Source organism: Gimesia panareensis (assembly GCF_007748155.1).
Lineage (GTDB): Bacteria > Planctomycetota > Planctomycetia > Planctomycetales > Planctomycetaceae > Gimesia > Gimesia panareensis.
Genome location: NZ_CP037421.1, coordinates 3,732,899 through 3,752,038, shown reverse-complemented (window position 1 = coordinate 3,752,038; position 19,140 = coordinate 3,732,899). Strand labels below are relative to the sequence as shown.

The following is a 19,140-nucleotide window of genomic DNA, read 5'->3' as shown; positions in this document are numbered from 1 at the left end:
GGAAGCCTTTGGTTGTCAGCGGTTAGTTAAGGTGATCAGCTGGCGGAGCACGGTAACAGGTTCTTCAACGCTTTTGCATTATATCGGATAGAGCGACGGCACGCACGATGTCTTTCAGGCGATAGTGCTTCTGTTTTGCCTGTTTCACGATTTTCTGTATGTCTTCCCGGTCATCCACCGTGAGGACACGCCGCAGGCCGTATGTGCAAAGGTGTTCGACGAACGCCTGCAGAAAACGGTCGCGGTCGTCGAGCAGCAGCTGTTTGAATTCCTCAGCATTCGCGAATTGACGCCCGTCGGGCAGCTTGCCGCTGGGATCGACCAGCGGGTCGCCGCCGGTCCCTTTTTCGACCCTTTCATGCGTGCGCCACTGTCCGATGGCGTTGAACTGATCGAATGCCAGGCCGAGCGGGTCGATATTACGGTGACAGGCGGCACAGTTCGCGTTGGCGGCATGCGCGGCCAGTTTCTGGCGGATGGTGGCTTTGGGGCTGTCGGGGGGATTGGGTTCAATCGGATCGACGTTGGCCGGCGGCGGTGGGGGCGTCTTACCGAAGATGGCTTCGCTGAGCCAGACTCCCCGGTGCACCGGGCGATGTCGTGTGCCGTCTGATGTGAGGCCCAGAACCGCGCCCATGGTCAGCAGGCCGCCGCGATGATCTTCGGGCTGCAGGGACACTCGCTGGAATCCGCTCGTTTTCGGTTCCGGCAGACCATAGAATTCGCAGAGCCGGGGATTGGCCATGGTCCAGTCCGACTTGATGAACTCATCAAGGGCCAGGTTCTTCATGAAGACTTCGCGGAAGTATTGCACGGCTTCTGCGTGCATACTCGCCTCCAGCCAGACATCGTAGTCGGGGTAGAGCTTGATGTCGGGGGGGAACATGCCGAGCCGATGCAACTGCAGCCACTGGCGCGGGAAGTCGTCGATGAAACGATTGATCCTGTCGTCGCTGAGCATGCGATCCACCTGGGCGGTAAGACCTTCGCCGGTCAATTCTCCTTTGCGGGCAGCGGTAAAGAGTCGTTGGTCGGGCATTGAACTCCAGAGGAAATAGGAGAGCCGGGAGGCCAGTTCCCAGTCCGTGAGACGCGCCCGCGGTTGGGTGTCGCCCTCGACGAGATAGGTAAAGTTTCGTGAAGTCAGCACACCGAGCAGAGCGACCTGGTAAGCTGAGAGCACATTCTCGCCGGCAGCCCGTTCGGCCTGATAGGCCTGCAGGTAGTGCTTCAGTTCACCGTCGGCCACCGGGCGACGCCAGGCGAGTTCCGCGAAATGCTGCAGATGGGCTGTCACGTCTGCGAGGCTCGCATCGTCCGGGGGGAGCAGGTCCTGGCGTCGGGCGCGTTCGGCTTCGCTTTCGAGCGGTCCTTCCCATTCGATCCAGTCCAGCAGCACGAAGGAAAAGATGCCGTTGCCGTTTTCGTCAAACATCTTGGGAGCCGTCGGATTGAGCAGTTGCGTTTCGCTGGAGTGAGTGAAGATATACAACGGACTGGCGAGGGCATTGCGATAATGTCCGCCTTTCTGGCGATCGATGATGTTCGTGGCAACGACCTTGAAATCGAGGCTGACCGGCATCTCCAGAAAGACTTCGAATTCGATGATCTGCGGTTTGTCTTCCGGAGCGAGGATGTCGAGTTCCACCAGTCCCTCGTTGCTGTTTTCGGCGAGCCGCTTCCCGATGCGCAGATGCGGGATCTGTCCACCCGGGGGGCGAATTCCGCTGACCTGCATGCGTGCCCGATAGAGTCCGCTCAATTCGGGCCCGCCTGGTGAGAACCAGTGGGGGCGGAACGCCTGCTGCAGTCGTCCGGGAAAAATCAGATCGCGCAACGGACGCTTGATGCCGAAATGATCCAGATACTCCTGCTGCTGCTTGCCGCCGTTATAACGGAGATCGGCTGCCGTCTTGCGAACCGTGCGTGCTGCGACCGGTTTGGCGGGAAAGGCGCGGGAGAGCACGGTTTCCGCGGCCCGATAGTAACGTTCCACGTGGGAGGGAGACAGCGAGAGCTGCGAGCCAATGCGTTCGAAGCCATGCCAGAGGGTATCCGCATTTAATTCGCCCGGCTTGGCCGGATCGTAGCGGACGCCCAGCAGATCATAAACCGTGTTCTGGTATTCCTGGCGGCTGAGTCGATAGTGGGCCACCGGGGGACGCGCGGCCATGCGAGCGGCCCGTCCTTCGCGGATGCGAGAATCGAGCTGTTGCACGACCGCCTCGATTTCGTCTGTTGTCGGCTGTGGTTCGTCTGCAGGGGGCATCTCTCCGGAGTTAATTCGTTCCACGATTTCCGCCCAGAGATGCACGTCGGCGCCCGTGTTGAAATTGCGCGACAGCTGATCGATCCGCAGGTCACGTTCAATCTTCTGAGGCCCGTGGCAACGGACACAATGCTTCGTCAGAAACGCTTCATAGGGTTCGGCAGCGGAAAGGGACGCGGGCCCGCAAACGATAGTGAAACCAATCAGGCACAGACAGGCGATGAGTTTACGAGTTGAGGGATAACGGTCTGTCAGATGCATATTGAGTCTTTTCAGCGAAGACGTACCACGCCGCAGGTGATGAAAGCAAAACGGTTCAGAATCTCATTCTAGTCCCGGGTAAAGCTGAGTACAAATGTAATGTTCTGTTTGACTGTTGGATTGTGCTGATGTAAGTTCATTTAGTAAAAAAGTGTCAGGAATTGTGTATTGAACTCTCAAAATTGTAGCTGGTATCTACCGGAAACCGAAGGATTATGCGGTTCTGAAACCTGGCTGTCCAAGCGGAAGTTAACCGACAGGGATCTTGCAACCAGATTTAACACCAACCAGGAGAAGTCACATGGGATGTGAGTACTCGGTTTATCTTGATAAGTCGGATGAACCAGTGACACCTGACATTCTTGAGAAAATTCTCTGCCGTCTTCCCGGTTACCACGGAAAAAACATCACGGCAGGACAAGTCACATTGGAATTTCGCGGTCCTGATACTTTAGCAGCATTACATGGTCCGCCCGATGTCAATGTTGGTACATCGGGGTATCGCGTTACGCTTTGTCAGTTCGGAGACTACAATATTGCTGCCCATGTTCTGGGAGTTCTCGTAATGGAGTTAGTTTCCGAGTCCAGGTCCGAGCGAATCGAGGTCGTGAAGCCCTGAAAAGAAAATGAAGGTGTCAGGAACCTTAAAAATCCTGATACCTGTTTTACCCGGCTCCTTTTTGTGGTGCCTGTTGGAAGAACCTGGATGGACTTCCGGTTTCCGACTCTTTCGCCGAGCCGTCATTTCCGGGGCCGCAGAACATCAGATGGTCGACCGTTCCCGCGATCAGATGCTGGACGAGGTTGTAAAAAATGATGGGCAGCAATACGCCGGGATGGTCGGCTAGTGCCATGGAGGCCAGTACCAGACCCGTGCCATTGTTATTCATGCCCAAGCCGAACATCAGGGCGATCTGATCAGCTTTGTCGGTGTGCTTCAGGCGGGAGATGACCCAGCCTGTGAAAAAGGCAATGATGCATAACAGGGAGGTGATCACCAGCGTCACTGCCAGAAAGTCAAAGTCGGGATTCGCGATCGCCTGCGGTAAAGAAACCGAGGCATTCGAGTAGTTCAGCAGCAGCAGGATGGCTGAATTGAACAGTTTCAGGTTGGCTCTCCTGGCTTTGACCCGCTCCTTACCCATGAGCTGATGGCAGAGAATCCCCAACGCGGAAGGCAGGATGACCGCGATCAGCAGGAACCAGCCGGTTTGCGAACCAGCCAGCTCATGTAAGTCTTCGGAGTAATCACCGGTGGTCATAAAGCCGACCGTATGCAGTGCCAAAGGAGTGGCAAGCGGACTGTGGAAGGTTGAAAAGAGTACCATCCCCAGGCTGATCGCCATATTTCCATTTGAATTCTGCGACCAGGCAGTGGACGAACCGGCGATCGGCATCGAGGCAACTAAAGCCAGTCCTACCAGGATATGTTGAACTTCATCCGGGTTATGCCACAACTGCATGGTGAGCATGACGCAGGCGATATAACAAATGGGAATGAACAGATTCGCCGATAAGCCCCACGCCAGGGGAAGTGGATCCTGTTTTAATTTTCTGAGTGCGGAAAGTTCGACACCCAGCCCGGCGTTAAACAGCAAAAAACCGAGCATGATCATCGGCAAACTGATCGATCCCCAGGATAGGGAACGAATGGAGAGTCCCAGCTCCGGAAAAAACGCAGCCACAACGTAGGAGCCAAGCAAGAGCCAGATAAAACGGGCATGGACCAGGTGAGAGAGTCTGGATAAATATTTCATGTTTTCCATCTCGATCTAAACATTAACATTAATGAGTTTCAAAAACGCAGCATGCGCTGGCTGCGCAACGCTGATCGGGACACATCAATGTCAGAACATAAACCAGCGTTTAAGTTCGATGGGGGCAGTGCCCCCCGGCGCTGGTTACATTATTGCTTTCACTTTCGCAGGGAAAGGTGCAATCAAATTAATTCGAGTTTATCGAGCAGGTGTGAGGTGTCTCTGATCGGAGTTCAATTCCAATCGAGAGTGGAATGAATCATCAAGATGTCAGGTGGCACTCACTGTTCAGCTTCTTGATTTTCATCTACAGCATTGCGTGCCTTTCCATAAAATGGCACGTCTGGTTGCTGGACGGGCAGGGGCATCGCGTTCGAGGGCTTTGGTGCCTGCGGGAGTCTGCAGCGAATGTAACGTCGCCACTTGCGGTACGTGGGGGTTGGTTTTCGGTAGCTGGACCGGTCTGTTTCTCAGTCAGTTTCCTGCTCGCTGCGCTCGGCCCGAGTTATATTCGGGCAGACCCTTTTTTCTGGTTGTGCTTTCGAAAGTTGATCATGTTGATTTTGTATTTTTTAAAACGTCGCGGGGAGGTCAGGACAAAATTTTGTCCCAATGTGGCCGGATTGTGTCCGGTTTTTGTCCCGATTGTGTCCATTTTTGGCCCGGATTTGTCCCAGTTTGGCCAGACCAGAAGGAGAACATTACGAATGGGTTCGAGACGTTCTGGTGGAAAACGCCTGAAAATCGACGGCGATTCAGGTGGCTCTGAGCCACCTGTTCCCACTGTTTCCGTGCTCACACCCCGCCTCGCGCGCGAGCCAGATTTGGAACAGGATACGATTCGGAAAGGACGCATCAAGTTCAATATATTCAGTTTTGGAAACAGAAGTGAGCTGAATGTCGGAAAGCGGATTCCTCAAACGAGTCCCAACTCAGCAGCAAGGAGGTGAATGCAATTTTGAGACGGAGTGAGACGCACCAAACTGGCTGCTTTCAAGTTTGCTGTTTGTCCCACCTCTCTCCCAAATTCTCCGGGGATCAGGAACGGGGAAATTTGCAGCAGGCGAAATTCTCTTAATTTCCGTTGCACAGAATCCTGTCCCTCATCGCCAAGACTGGTGCAGGGGCAGTTTCAGCCCGAAAACAGAGGGATTTGAGAAAGACGGGCATGACGCCCAGGGTGATGTAAACAGTTCGTGGGTCAAGGATTAAGAGAAGTGTCCCGTCCGCGGGAAAGGAAACAGTTATGAGAAACAGCCAGACGCGATTCGCAGCACTGTCCCGTTTGAAACAACGGATTCACCAGAGTCTGTTCGCCAGGCCGCGGCGACGTGCTGCTGCCCGGGCTCATCAAATTCGCACTCAGCCAGCGCGCTGCCAGATCGAGTTTCTGGAAGAGCGCACGCTGCTCACAGCTGCCTTTTCGGAATTGACCAATCCCAATCCGAATATTGATACCGATTTCGGCGACTCGGTCGTCACGCTGAGTACGGGCAATATCGTCGTCACGGATCCGAGTTACAACAGCGGGAGCGGAGCCGTCTATCTGTTTAATGGTGAATCGGGTGAGCTGATCAGTACGCTGACCGGGGGGAGCTATGAACAGATCGGGAGTGGTGGCGTGACGGCGTTACCCAACGGAAATTTCCTGGTGAGCAGTCCGAAGTGGAGGAATGGTGGCACGGGGGGAGATATCGGAGCAGTGACTTTTGGAAATGGAGTGACCGGCGTGAGTGGAGTCGTCTCGGTGGCTAACAGCCTGGTGGGGGCATCCGCAGGTGATGGGAATGTCGGTAGTAGAGTCTTTGTGCTGGCGAATGGCAATTATGTTGTCTGCAATCCCTACTGGGACAACGGTGCGACGGCCAACGTCGGAGCAGTGACGTTCGGTGATGCGACCACCGGTGTGACCGGTGTGATCTCACCAGCGAACAGTCTGATCGGAGCCAGTACCGGCGATTCAATTGGTTTCAACTATGGGAACGAACTGGGGCTCAAATTACTTACCAACGGGAATTACCTCGTGGGGAGTCCGTTCTGGGACAACGGCTCCAGTGACGATGCCGGGGCGCTGACGTGGGGGAATGGTAACACAGGCACAACTGGTGTGGTTTCGGCGGCTAACAGCCTCGTCGGTTCTACCGCAGATGATCTTGTCGGAGACTTCATCAACGGAGATGTGAATATCACGTTGCTCAACAATGGGAACTATGTGCTCTGCAGCCCGGGCTGGGATAACGGTTCCCTCACTGATGCCGGTGCGGTGACCTTCGGGGACGGGACGGTTGGGGTGTTCGGAGAGATTTCCTCAGCCAACAGCCTGGTGGGGACGACCGCCGGCGACAAGCTGGGCTACTTCCATCCGACCACTTCCAGTGTGACAGAGCTCACGAATGGTAATTATGTGGTGACGACTCCCTACTGGGACAATGGTACGATCGTCGATGCGGGTGCGGTGACGTTGGGAAATGGAACGACTGGTGTTTCAGGAGAAATTTCCGCCACCATCAGTCTCGTGGGTATGACCAAAAGTGACAAACTGGGATTTATTGATAACACCACGAACGGGGTCACAGCACTTTCGAATGGCAATTATGTGGTGAGCAGCCCCGGCTGGAACAATGGTTCCCTGACTGATGCGGGCGCTGCCACGTTTGGCAACGGCACTACGGGCGTCAGTGGCGTGATCACAGCCGACAACAGTCTGGTTGGCTTGACCCGCTTGGATCTGGTGGGAGTCGCCGGGGTGACGGCACTGTCCAATGGGAATTACGTCGTCAGTAGTCCCGCCTGGAGCGATGATTCTGAACTGGGGGTGGGCGCGGTGACGTTCGGTAACGGCACAACGGGAATCACCGGGGGGATCTCAGCTGATAACAGTCTGGTAGGCTCGGGCAACGCGGATAACGTGGGCATTGGTGGTGTCGTAGCGCTTCCCAATGGAAATTATGTCGCTATCAGCAGCAACTGGTCGTTCAAAAAAGGGGCCGTGACGTTCGGTGACGGGACGAGTGGGATGACGGGCATTCTTTCTGCCGGCAACAGTCTGGTGGGTACCGAGAATTATTCTTATGTCGGCCTGGATGGCGTGACCGTACTCGCGAACGGCAATTACGTCGTCGTCAGTTCGAGTTGGGGAGATGCATCGTTCAACAAACTGGGAGCGGTGACCTGGGGGAGTGGTACTGCTGGAGTGTCGGGAGCCATCTCCGCGTCAAACAGTTATGTAGGGGGCAAAGGGTATGACAAAGTGGGATCTCAGGGAGTTGTGGCACTCACGAACGGGAACTATGTTGTCAGCAGCCCGGACTGGGACAACGGCACAATTATCGATGCCGGAGCCGTGACTTTCGGGGATGGGAGCAACGGCAACAGTGGTCTGGTTTCATCGACCAACAGCCTGGTCGGTTCCACTGTCGACGATCAGTTAGGTTACAGCGACTTCAACCTGACTGCAGTGACCGCACTTTCCAATGGGAACTATGTGGTCGCGAACCCGCTCTGGGACAATGGCGCGATTACCGATGCCGGGGCGGTGACCTTTGGTGATGGTACGACGGGAATCAGTGGTGTGATCACAAAGGACAACAGCCTCGTGGGAGCGCACAGCGACGATCAGGTGGGGAAATATCGAACTGGCGTCTCCGGAGTGTTCGCACTTCCCAACGGGAATTACCTGGTACGGAGCTCTGATTGGGACAATGGCTCCATCAATGACGGAGACGGAGTCACGTTTGGCGATGGGACGACAGGCGTCAGCGGTTTCCTCACTTCCAGTAACAGTGTGGCCTCGATGCAGGGGGGGGAGTTTCTTTATCAACCTCGTGCGGGATGATGTCAATCAGACCTTTCTGGTGGCCTATGAAGAGGAAAATACGATCTGGGTCGGCTCGCAGATCGATGGGTTTGCGGGAACGACTTTCGATCTGATTGAGGATGTCGTGATCAACGAGAATAGTTCAGAACAGACGGTCGATCTCACGGGGGTAGATCCCGTCACAGAGGGACCAGTCGTCTGGTCGACCTGGTCAGACAATCCTGATCTGCTTCCCGCCTCCAGGCTGGCGGTTTTAGATGAGGGAGGGAGGCCGAAACTGCGCTTCTCTCCGCTCGCAGGCAGAACCGGCACCGCCCGGATTACGGTGCAGGTGGAAGATGGAGGCCTGGATAACGACCTGGCAACGTCTGTGGATAATGGATTCTTTGGGCGTTCGTTTGTTCTTACCATTAACGCCATCGAAGAGTCACTGGATGAGCATGTCTCGTTGCGGGTTGTCAGTTCCCCCACAACAGTTGCCGCTCATGGTGAAGCTGCAGCACTGCCAGAGAATCAGACCTGGGTCGGTGAGTGGTCGGCTTACTGGGTGGAAATCTGGGTGAAGACCGAAAACCTGAGCAGCGCAGGAATTGCTCTGGTTGCAGTGGACCTGAACTATGAGACGGAAGCGACTTCCGCCACCGAGATTCAGTTTGGACCGGCATTCACCCAAAATCAGTCCGGTACGATTGACGATGTGAACGGCGCAGTGGAACAACTGGCCGCCAGCACGGATGCCGTTGATCTGGGTGTCAATCGTCAACTGCTGTTCGCCCGCATCAAGTTTGAATCCCAGGAACAGGACGCAGTCGCTCTGGGTCTGGAAGGACAGAGCCTGGGATCAGAAACTCCTGCGTTTGAGGTGACCAGTTCGCTGATCGGTCTGGGGAGCGGGCAGGGGGTCAAACCGCTGAATATCGAAAATACCGAAACGCAGATCTGGGCGAATCCGTATGATCTGAACGATGATGGTGCGATCAATTTCCGCGACCTGATTTTCTTCGTCAGTGTTTACGGGACGGTTCCCAGCGAGTCCCCTTCCGACGACTATGCATGGGTTGCTGATCTGAACCAGGATGATCGAGTTAATTTCCGGGATCTGATTCTGTTTGTCAGTAATTACGGCCAGCGTAAAGGAGATCATGCTAAAATCAATTATCCCGATCATTATCCGGAGGCCTGGAATCAGCAGCTTCAGGTTTCCGTACTCCCGGAGAAGGAAAGCGGAGCCCCTGCATTGACTCAGGCGATGGCTGACCAGGCATTGCGGGATACGGTGGAAGAGGTGAGTCAGGAGCTGCCTGCTGAGAGCCAGCAGAAACTGACGGATGTGAAAATTCAAGTGGCTGACCTGGAAGGTGCCACTGTCGGCCAGGCGGTGGGAGATACGATTTATATCGATGTCAATGCGGCCGGCTATGGCTGGTTTGTTGATGACACACCGCTGGATCACAGCGAGTTTCAAGACGACGGTCAACTGGCATTGATTGCGCTTCCCGGGAGTGATGCCGCCGGCCTGATCGATCTCTGGACCGTGATCCGGCATGAACTGGGGCACTTATTGGGATATGAGCATGCGGACGCAGGTGTGATGGAAGCGACGCTGGAACCGGGAGTGCGGAAATTGCCCGACTGGAACGAGGAAACCGATCAGTTCTTTGCCTCTTTCGAGGAGGAAGAAGAACTGCTTTCGTTCTGATTGAACGATGAGATTCCTGCAGGTGGTTTTCCGGGGGGCGTCTACTCTGGTTTGCCGATGGTCTTCGTGAAAAACTTCAAAGCTTCATCAAAGGCATACTCGTGTCGGCCGGGGGGGGCACTGAACTCGGGAGTCTCTCCCCCCGCCTGTTCGTAAAGGGGGGCGATGAGTTTGATGCAGCGTTTGGCTTCGGCAGGACTGAAACCGTCAGCAACGGCATTCGAGATATGCAGGGGGCGGGGTGTGACCAGCAGTGCCATCTCGGGCAGGTCAAACTGAGGCAGCAGACCGGGGATGGCACCACAATGACAATGTCGATGACGGTCGCGAATGAAGGAAACACGCATGCTCCCGAAAATTCCCTGTACCGAAGTGGCGGCGACGCGCGGTTCAAAGGCAGCCGCGGAAAGGGCGAGCAATCCCCCTGTCGAAACACCTGTGACACCAACTTTTTTTGTATTCACACTTTGATCGGCAAAAACGTGCTGCAGCAGGATTTGCTGATGGGCAAACAGCAGACCGTACCAGCTGTAACCATCCAGGCGTAACAGATGATCCAGCTCATGATGCCGGTCGCCGCCCGGTTCCATGCCGACGTTTTCCATCGCATAGACCAGATATCCCTGCTCAGCGAAGCGGGCGGCACACGCATGCTGATAGCTGTTGCGATCTTCGAGGATTTGATTGACTTTGCCATGGCCCATGAAGCAGACAATGGTCGGCAAAGTATTTTTGTGGGGAGCCGACCGGGGAGTCAGGCGAAAGAAACGAAAGATGCGCTGGCCATCGTTCGTCACGGCAAATTCACGTTGTCGGAACGTTCCCCGATCCACGTCTTCGCCCACTGGCGCAATCTCAATCTTTCCCCGATAAGGAAAGACGAGCTGCTGTTGAAATACGCGCCGTTGTTCCGCCTGCCATTGGCTCCATTGCTGTGAATTTTTGAATTCAGGAACCTGCAGCGGTCGGGGGCGTGTGGCTTCTGCTTCGTACGAGAAAGTGGGCTGGGTTTTAACGGGCCCCGAAGTTCCCGCTTTGAAACCGGGAATCTGTTTGGCTGATTTCAGATCCGTGATCGCCAGGCACAACCACCAGGGAGGGAGTCCAGAGAGTGTCTGCCCGGCATTGAATTCACAAAAATAGATGGAAGCAAAGTGCGGCTTGTCTTTCAGCCTGTCATTGCTCGAACCACGATACACATCTTTGCTGAGCAGTTGCCAGCCATGATCTTCGGGGGAGCGTCCCTGGGGAAAGGACCAGGCGCCCGTATTGTTATATTCGAAAGCCGCAAAGACCACCGCGGGCTTTTTGAACGTGATCTCGACACGATTCCCGCTACCGCCGTCAAACAGATAGCGGGGCTGCCCCTGTAGTTCCTGAGGCAATTCGAGCATCTTGTAATCACGATTCAGAAACGAGACCGCATTGGGGCGACTGATTCCCGGAACCAGCGCCGGACCGCCGGTCTTGTCAATCAGTTGATCCAGTTTCGCAGAGATCTTCCCGTTCTGCTGATGTTCCTTTAACGTTGCCATCAGCGTTGCGACGTCGTCTACCAGCAGCCAGTCGGGTTTGTGCTGCAGCAACGGTATGATTTCTTCGGGTTTTCCCGTGGAGCCGTTCAGATGCAGTTTGACACCCAGGCGGTGAACTTTCGGCACGAGTGATTCATCGACGAGCCAGCGGGGCCAGAGGCGGATCGTTTCCACGCCCGCTTTCGCGAAGGCATCGATCTCCTGCGGACCGGGAATGAAGCCCAGTTGTGGTGACTGGGGCAGTAGCTTACGAAACAGTTGCGCCTGTTCCACACTCCTGACACCGACGATCGTATGCTGTGGGTCACCATGCTCTCGGACCGTCTTCGCGACTGCTTCTGCATAAGCGGAGCCCTGTTCCTTGAGGTCCAGCAGGACGTCAATTTTTCCCCGACAGACTTCGAGCGCTTCAGCGAGTGTCGGAATCTGTTCGCCACGGTATTCCTCTTTAAACCAGGCACCCGCATCGAGCTGTTTTAATTGAGACATGGTCAGTTCTGATGCAGGTCCTTTTCCGTTTGTGGTCCGATCCAGTTTCGCATCGTGCAGCAGAAAGAGTTCGCCATCTTTACTGGTGCGCACATCAATTTCGACGGCAGTCGCTTTCAGTTTGATCGCCTGTCTGAACGCGGCCAGGGTGTTCTCGGGCCTGTCACTGCTGGCTCCTCGATGAGCGATGATCTGTTGAACCTGCTGGACAGTTTCTGCCGGGGAACCTGAAACCAATGCGGACTGCAGCGTGGACAGACAGATCGCTAAAACAAAACAAACATGACGTCGCATCGTGAAGAACCTTCTGAAATTAAATCTGAAGCTGGACATTTCTGTTCCCCTCAACCATCGAAGGAAACAGCAACAGCTTCTCTTTTCCTAACGTATCGAAGATCTCGCCGTGGAGCAATTCTTCGTCCCGCTTTCTATTGTGGTATTCACGCAGTCTTAATCCTGCAGTGTGGTTCTGTGTTGTCTTTTTAGAACCTGCTTTCTTCATGCGCGCCGATTTAAAATGAATCGATGCAGCAGCATAGCCGCCAGTCAGAAAATCCACTTTGATTGCAGAGACCAGCTGATTTTTTTCTATCTACTGATTTATTAGTTGACATCAACTGAAGAATTAGTAGTATGGGGGTCATGGAATAATTTCTTACACAGGGAGAGGCAGATGGCTCGACATCGGCAGGCAACCCCCACTGAAGTAGAAATGGAAATACTGCAGGTTCTCTGGGAGAACCAGCAGTCAACCGTACGTGAAGTCGTGGATGTGCTCAATCAGAGTCGGCCGCGGGCTTACACGTCGATCCTCAGCATGCTCAACGTGATGTATGATAAGGGACTGGTTGAGCGGGAGATGCGGGGACGGGCGCACGTGTATCGTGCCCGGAAATCCCGTGAGAGTACGCTGGGCGGCGTGATCAAGGATCTGCTGGGACGGGCCTTTCAGGGCTCCACGAGTTCCCTGATCACCCAGATTCTGGAGCAGTCGAAGCCCAGCGCAGCCGAGCTGGAGGAGATTCGCAAGACAATCGAGGACTGGCAGGACGAGGAGACAGCAGAATGAATGCACTTCTTTCATCTCCGGTGGCGAATGCACTGGCTTTGACGCTGACTCATTTTCTCTGGCAGGGCCTGTTGATTGCGGCTTGCTACTGGATCCTGCATGAGGTCCTGCACATGCACAGCCGCTCTGCGCAGGTCCGCTATACGACAGCCCTGGGGGCATTGCTGTTGCTGGCAGTCTGTCCGCTGGTGACGGTGCTGGCGATTTACAATCCTCAGTCCACCGTCATGGAATCGGCTCCGCTGCAAGTGGTAAAGACTTCTCAATCACAGACAGAAACTGCGACCGTCGCGACGGTCCGCTCTTCTGAGGTGGCTGCTACCGCGGGCGGAGCGGGGGCCAGTATGGGGTCTGTGCTGAGTGATTCCCGGCCTTATATTCTATTGCTCTGGCTGGCGGGAGTGATGCTTTCGGGGACCCGTCTGCTGGCGGGATTCACGAATATCATCTGGTTACGCTGGGGACGCAAGGAGCTGCTGACCGGCGAACTGGCAGGACGCTCGCGTCAGATCGCCCGCAATTTGAAATTAAAGACCGCTCGTGTGTTTACTTCGAGGCATATTCGAGAGGCGGCTGTGGTTGGTTTCTGGCAACCGGTTGTCCTGTTACCGGCTTCGTGGATCACCGCGCTGCCGACGGATGTTCTGGAAGCGGTGATTGCCCACGAGCTGGCGCATATTCGACGGCATGATGTCTGGATTAATCTTCTGCAGCGGATTGTCGAAACGCTGCTGTTTTACCACCCGGTTGTCTGGTGGCTTTCGAATCGAGTACGGCTGGAACGGGAAATGTGCTGTGACGAACTGGCGATTGAGGCCACGCACAATCGTCGTTCGTATGTGGTGGCACTGGAGCAGGTCGGACGGCTGCAGTTCCATGGGAATCTGAACCTCGCGACTTCTTTTACCGGAGACAGAAAGATGACACTGCTACGTCGAGTCAGAAACGTGTTACAAATGAATGGCAAACCGGAGCGGGAGCCGGCCTGGGTGGTCGGACTGGTGGCCGTATTGCTGCCCTTACTGGTGCTTGCAATCAATTCGGTTCCCGGCACGGAAAACAGTGTGATGGCTCAGGAACGTGAAGGGGGCCGCTCGGCGGAAGCAGAAGCCGGGCCACGACGTTCAGCGGAAGCAGAGGCGGGGCCGCGACGCTCGGCAGAGGGACGACAAGCGGGCCAGGTGCAGGAGGCTTTAAAGAAATTCCGGCCGCAGACACCACGGGAAGCCGCCCTGTTTCAGATGATTCTGCAACTGCAGAAGCAGGTCGACGAACTGCGTCGGGAAGTCCGGTCTCCGAATGGAACAATGCGGGACGGACGAGGAGAAGAGGGCTTTCGTGGTAAAGAGGGAGACGCTGCGGTCAGTGCAGAGGAGTTTGAACTGCCGGCCAACTGGAAGCGGACGAAAGAGGGGCGCGTCTTCATGGCCTACGACAAGAATGGCGATGAGATTGTCTCACTCGAAGAATGGCTGGCGATGACCAATGGACTGAGCAGTCCGGCCCGACGCAGAATCAGTACGAAGCACTTCAACGATGCCGAGCCGAGCGGCGATGGAAAATTCACGCCAGCCGAATTCATCTGGTATCGCAAAGGGGGACGGGTTCAGGCCAAGGGACGGGATCAACAGGCTCGTGCCCGCGATGGCGAGGGCGAAGGTGCACGCCGCGGTCCCCGTGATGGCGAAGGTGAACGCAAAGGCCCACGCGATGGCGAAGGGGCACCGAAAAGAGGGCCTCGCGACGGGGAAGGCGTGAAACGTGGTCCCCGGGATGGTGAAGGGGCAGAGAAACGCGGCCCGCGTGATGGCGAGCGAGCCAAAGAAGGCCCTCGTGACGGGGATGCTCCCCGCGAGGGAGAATAGGGAGTCGCCTGACAAGGCGGCACTTTTAACCACTCGCTTAATCCGGATCAGCGGTCGTCAGGTGGCTTCAGTTACCAGTATTTCGTCTGGTGACACTTAAATTACGGATCTGCCGGAGGGACATGCTGCGCCCGATCCGATGTTTTCGAATCTTTATTTCCCTGGAAGGTGGATTTCACCATGAAGGTCTATACCGTTGTTGCTGCGAGCCTGCTGTTGTGTTTCCAGGTCTCGCCCCTGCAGGCTGCACCAGGAAAGAAAGCGGGGAAGCTGACACTGGTCAGGAATGGCCGACCGACGAGCGTTATCGTTACGAATGGTCGACCTCGGGAGGGGCAACGCATTGCGGCAGAGGAGTTGCAGGAGCATATTCGAATCATGTCCGGCGCGACGCTGCCGATCGTGAAGGAAAACGAATTGCGTCCGAATGCGGCAGAGGTTCTGATTCTCGTGGGGGAAAGCAACCTGTCGCGGAAATACGGAGTGATCACGAAAAATCTGGAGCCGGAAACGTTTATTGTGAAAACGGATCGCAATGTTCTGATTCTGGCCGGTGAAGACGGGGGCAGTAAAAGCAATGCCCGTACCGGAACCTTGTGGGCCACATACGATTTTCTGCAGGATCAACTTGGATGTCGCTGGATCTGGCCGGGTGAGCAGGGACGCCGGGTTCCCCGCAGAAAGACGATTGAAGTTCCGGCCCTTGATATTCGCGAGACTCCGGTGGTGAAGATTCGTCATTTAAGGTTGCTGGCGCAGGACAAACATCGGGGGGGATATCAGAAAGAGGGACTCGGTCAGCTGCTGGACCTGGGAAAGACCTACGACCAGATTTCTGAAGATGAAAGTGTATGGTACCGGCGGATGCGGCTGGGAAGTTCATTTCGAATTTCGGCAGGTCATGCATTCACAGACTGGTGGGCCAAATTTAAAGATTCTGATCGGGAGATATTCGCCCTGCAGCCTGATGGGACGCGACATCCGCGGAAGAAGTCGAAACCTGATTTTGTCAAAATGTGCGTTTCGAACCCCAGACTGTGGGAACTGCAGCTGGCAAAAATCAAGAAGTACGCCGCCAAGGGGGCCCGCGGGCAATGGCTCAATGCGTGCGAGAATGATGGCAGTGGTGGCTTCTGCACGTGCCCACGCTGTCGCGCGTGGGATGCGGCACCCAATGCGAGTCTGGCATCTCTGCCACCCGTTGAAGACGGCTCGGACGTCGATGGTGCACCCGATGCTGCTGATCTGCCGGAAAGCCTTTCCGATCGTTATGCCCGCTGGTACAACGAACTGGCGGTGCGGGCGCGAAAGTTTGATCCCGAGGTCCGCGTGGTGGCCTATGCATATAGTAAATATCGATCACCGCCTGTCAGTCTGAAACACATTGAGCCGAATGTCTGGATTGGCTATGTCGGGTTCAATGCGTACCCGCGTCCGGAGAGTTATCGAAAGATGTCGACGGACGAGTGGTTTGGCTGGTCGCGACTGGGGGCGACCGTGTTCCTGCGATCGAATTCGCTGTTCTACTGTGGCGAGGGCGCTCCCTATGTTGCCAGCCACCAGATGGCGGAAGACCTGCAGTTTCAGGTGAAGAATGGATTGCGGGCGACAGACTACGATGCGCTGCAAGGTTACTGGGCTACAACCGGACCGACGTACTACGTCCTGGCCCGCATGTTGTGGGATACGGACGCAGATGTGGATCAAGTGCTGGATGAGTTCTATGAGTCATTCGGTCCGATGCAACAGGTCGCGAAGGATTATTTCGATTACTGGGAAGCGTTCACGGTCGGTCTGGGCAACAATGAAAAGTTCATGGCGACCCGGAGAGCCGACCGGATGCGTGCCTATCCGGTGATCTACAACCCGGCAGTCTTTCGTAAAGCCGAGGTGATTCTCGCACGGGCCAGACCACTGTTACGCAAGGCGACTGAGGAAGAGCGGGAACGCTTTCACAATCTCGAACTCGGTCTGCAGCACGGGCGTCTGCTCGCGGCTGCCCTGGCGGATGGAAAGACCTCTACGGGACCGGCCGGTAAACGGTTGATGGAATTTCGCAGAGAGATTGCGCCTCGCAATGTGATTAATGTCTACTGGACGACGTCAAAAGAGAAACGTTATCGAGTGTTTGAATAAACCGGCCTGATTCAAGAAAGGTTGTGAGATGCTGCGGTCAGTCGTGCTCTGGTTACAATTATCGACGTCACTCCTCTTATTGCCGGTGACGCTGTGGGCCGATGAACGGCCGTCTGATGCTGGTTCGCAGCAACTCAATCCAGACGACCCGCTGCTGCGTGTACTGCAGGAACTGCAGCGCGATGTGGAAGCGTTACGGGGGGAAATTCGCGGGAACCGGTCCGAACCGGCATCGATGCCAGCAAAGCCTTCCATGGTTCCGCCCGCTGCGATGAAGAACTCGATGCAGGGCAAAGCACTGCGAACGCCTGCGTTCGAATTGTCGAAACATTCCAAGCGACAGGCACCGCTGCCAGCTGTAAGTATTACACCTGCGAAATCGGATCACTGGTCGTTTCAACCGATCACTGCTCCCCGTCTGCCCCAGGTACAGGATGCGGCGTGGGTCCGGGACGATCTGGATCGTTTTATCCTGGCCCAGCTGGAACAGGCGCAGCTCAAACCGAACCCTGATGCGGACCGGTACACGCTGCTGCGGCGGGTCACATTTGATCTGACGGGGCTGCCGCCAACGCCGTCTGAGATTCGTGCGTTTATGAATGATCGCGGGCCGCTCGATGAGGCACTTGCGCGTGTTGTCGATCGGCTGCTGGCTTCTCCCCGCTTTGGCGAACGCTGGGGGCGACACTGGCTGGATGTGGTGCGTTATGCCGACAGTGTGGGGCGCAACTGGAACGCGCCCTTTACTTATGCCTGGCGGTATCGCGATTACGTCATCGACTCGTTTAACGCAGATAAGCCCTATGATCAGTTTATCACGGAACAACTGGCCGGCGATCTGCTGACGGCGGAGGAGTTGAATCTGCGGCGAGCTCAGATCACGGCGACAGGATTTCTCGCACTGGGGGCGATGGACATCATCGAGCCGGAAGGGGAGTCGCTGATGATGGACCGCATCGACGAGCAGATTGACGTCACCACGCGTGCGTTTCTCGGTTTGACGGTGGCCTGTGCCCGCTGCCATGATCACAAGTACGAACCGGTGACGATGCACGACTATTACGCACTGGCGGGCGTCTTTTACAGTACCAACACGAAATCCGGACAGCGTCGCGGGAATTACGTCGCTGACGATGATCTGGTCCTTTTGCCCTCTGCGGACGGTCGCACCACTCCCGTTCCCGGCGTACACTCCATGGCGGACATGACCCGGCTGGGCTGGCGGGAAGTTCTCTGGACCACCGATCCCAATCTTGCCATGGCGGCGATCGAGGGACGCGTGCAGGATTGTCCTGTCCGGCTGAATGGGGAAGCCTATAACCGGGGGCCGGTTCCGCCGCGTGGTGATTTCCACATCGCCGGCCTGAGCGGTTTGAACAAGATTGCCTCCGATGCCAGTGGTCGCCTGGAACTGGCCAGCTGGATCACTTCAGCCGAGAATCCGTTGACGGCCCGGGTGATGGTCAATCGTGTCTGGCAGCATCTGCTGGGACACGGCCTGGTGGAGACGGTCGACAATTTCGGTCAATCGGGAAGCACGCCGACACATCCCCAGCTGCTGGACCATCTCGCGAGTCGATTCCGTGAGACCTGGTCTGTGAAATCACTGATCCGTGCGATCGTCCTCAGTCGTACCTATCGCCTCAGTTCGAGCGGACTGGCGGCTGGTCTCAAAACAGACGGGGCCAACGAACTTTACTGGCGGGCCCATCTGAAACGGCTGGAAATAGAGGCCGTGCGGGATGCGATGCTGGCGGTTTCCGGGCGGCTGTCGCTGGAGCGTCCGCAGGGCATTCAGGTGGCGGGTCGCGGGGGGAAAGGTCGTTGGGGCGAGACGCGAAGTCTGCTGGAGATCAGTTCGCCATATCGGACTGTTTATCTGCCCGTGCTGCGTTCCTTGCTGCCCGAGATGTACTCGACATTTGATTTTCCGAACCCGACCCAGGTCAAAGGCCAGCGCGAGGTGACCACCGTCGCACCGCAGGCCCTGTTTCTGATGAACAGTGATTTCGCAAACCGGATCGCCGGGGATACGGGGCTGCTGATGCTCAACGAGCAGACCAGTCGCCGAGAACGCATCCAGGCGATTTACTTATGCCTGCTGGGACGATTACCCGACAGGGGAGAAATCAAGGACGCGGAGACGTTCATGGCAGGTTTGACGGGACAGACGGAGATCTACCGCTGGTCGGCGCTGATACAGGCTTTATTTATCTGTGGTGAGTTTCGAACATTACTCTAGA

Annotated in this window: 11 protein-coding genes; 7 read left to right on the top strand and 4 right to left on the bottom strand. The window is 55.9% G+C overall.

What is annotated here, in order from left to right; all coding sequences use genetic code 11:
• Positions 1 to 64 precede the first annotated feature (64 nt).
• Entirely contained in the window at positions 65 to 2,530 is a 2,466-nt protein-coding gene (locus tag Enr10x_RS14095) for a DUF1592 domain-containing protein (protein ID WP_145450130.1), read from the bottom strand.
• 665 nt (positions 2,531 to 3,195) lie between these two features.
• On the bottom strand, positions 3,196 to 4,287 hold the full coding sequence (locus Enr10x_RS14090) for a bile acid:sodium symporter family protein (RefSeq protein ID WP_145450127.1): 1,092 nt from the start codon (positions 4,285 to 4,287) through the stop codon (positions 3,196 to 3,198).
• Positions 4,288 to 4,541: 254 nt separating this feature from the next.
• On the opposite strand from Enr10x_RS14090, the gene Enr10x_RS14085 reads away from it, so the two are divergent.
• The 3 genes from Enr10x_RS14085 to Enr10x_RS14075 all read left to right on the top strand — a co-directional run bounded on the left by Enr10x_RS14085 (position 4,542) and on the right by Enr10x_RS14075 (position 9,803).
• Complete coding sequence (locus tag Enr10x_RS14085) at positions 4,542 to 5,237, top strand: hypothetical protein (protein WP_145450124.1); 696 nt, start codon at positions 4,542 to 4,544, stop codon at positions 5,235 to 5,237.
• A gap of 296 nt (positions 5,238 to 5,533) precedes the next feature.
• Positions 5,534 to 8,122, top strand: coding sequence for a hypothetical protein (locus tag Enr10x_RS14080; protein ID WP_145450121.1), 2,589 nt, complete (start codon positions 5,534 to 5,536; stop codon positions 8,120 to 8,122).
• Entirely contained in the window at positions 8,112 to 9,803 is a 1,692-nt protein-coding gene (locus Enr10x_RS14075) for a hypothetical protein (protein WP_145450118.1), read from the top strand. The genes Enr10x_RS14080 and Enr10x_RS14075 overlap by 11 nt, the downstream gene beginning before the upstream one ends.
• Positions 9,804 to 9,844: 41 nt before the next feature.
• On the opposite strand, the gene Enr10x_RS14070 is transcribed toward Enr10x_RS14075, so the two are convergent.
• Complete coding sequence (locus Enr10x_RS14070; protein ID WP_197997610.1) at positions 9,845 to 12,121, bottom strand: glycerophosphodiester phosphodiesterase family protein; 2,277 nt, start codon at positions 12,119 to 12,121, stop codon at positions 9,845 to 9,847.
• 19 nt (positions 12,122 to 12,140) lie between these two features.
• Positions 12,141 to 12,386 (bottom strand): hypothetical protein, encoded by a 246-nt coding sequence (locus Enr10x_RS14065; protein ID WP_145450112.1) that lies wholly within the window; start codon positions 12,384 to 12,386, stop codon positions 12,141 to 12,143.
• A 114-nt stretch (positions 12,387 to 12,500) separates the two neighbouring features.
• Between Enr10x_RS14065 and Enr10x_RS14060 the strand changes: the two genes are divergently transcribed.
• The 4 genes from Enr10x_RS14060 to Enr10x_RS14045 all read left to right on the top strand — a co-directional run bounded on the left by Enr10x_RS14060 (position 12,501) and on the right by Enr10x_RS14045 (position 19,139).
• On the top strand, positions 12,501 to 12,896 hold the full coding sequence (locus tag Enr10x_RS14060; protein WP_145450109.1) for a BlaI/MecI/CopY family transcriptional regulator: 396 nt from the start codon (positions 12,501 to 12,503) through the stop codon (positions 12,894 to 12,896).
• On the top strand, positions 12,893 to 14,761 hold the full coding sequence (locus Enr10x_RS14055; RefSeq protein ID WP_145450106.1) for a M56 family metallopeptidase: 1,869 nt from the start codon (positions 12,893 to 12,895) through the stop codon (positions 14,759 to 14,761). Before Enr10x_RS14060 ends, Enr10x_RS14055 begins: the two co-directional genes overlap by 4 nt.
• Before the next feature lie 180 nt (positions 14,762 to 14,941).
• Entirely contained in the window at positions 14,942 to 16,897 is a 1,956-nt protein-coding gene (locus Enr10x_RS14050) for a DUF4838 domain-containing protein (protein WP_145450103.1), read from the top strand.
• Positions 16,898 to 16,925: 28 nt separating this feature from the next.
• Positions 16,926 to 19,139: a DUF1549 and DUF1553 domain-containing protein gene (locus Enr10x_RS14045; RefSeq protein ID WP_145450100.1), complete on the top strand. Its 2,214-nt coding sequence runs from the start codon at positions 16,926 to 16,928 to the stop codon at positions 19,137 to 19,139.
• Position 19,140 lies beyond the last annotated feature (1 nt).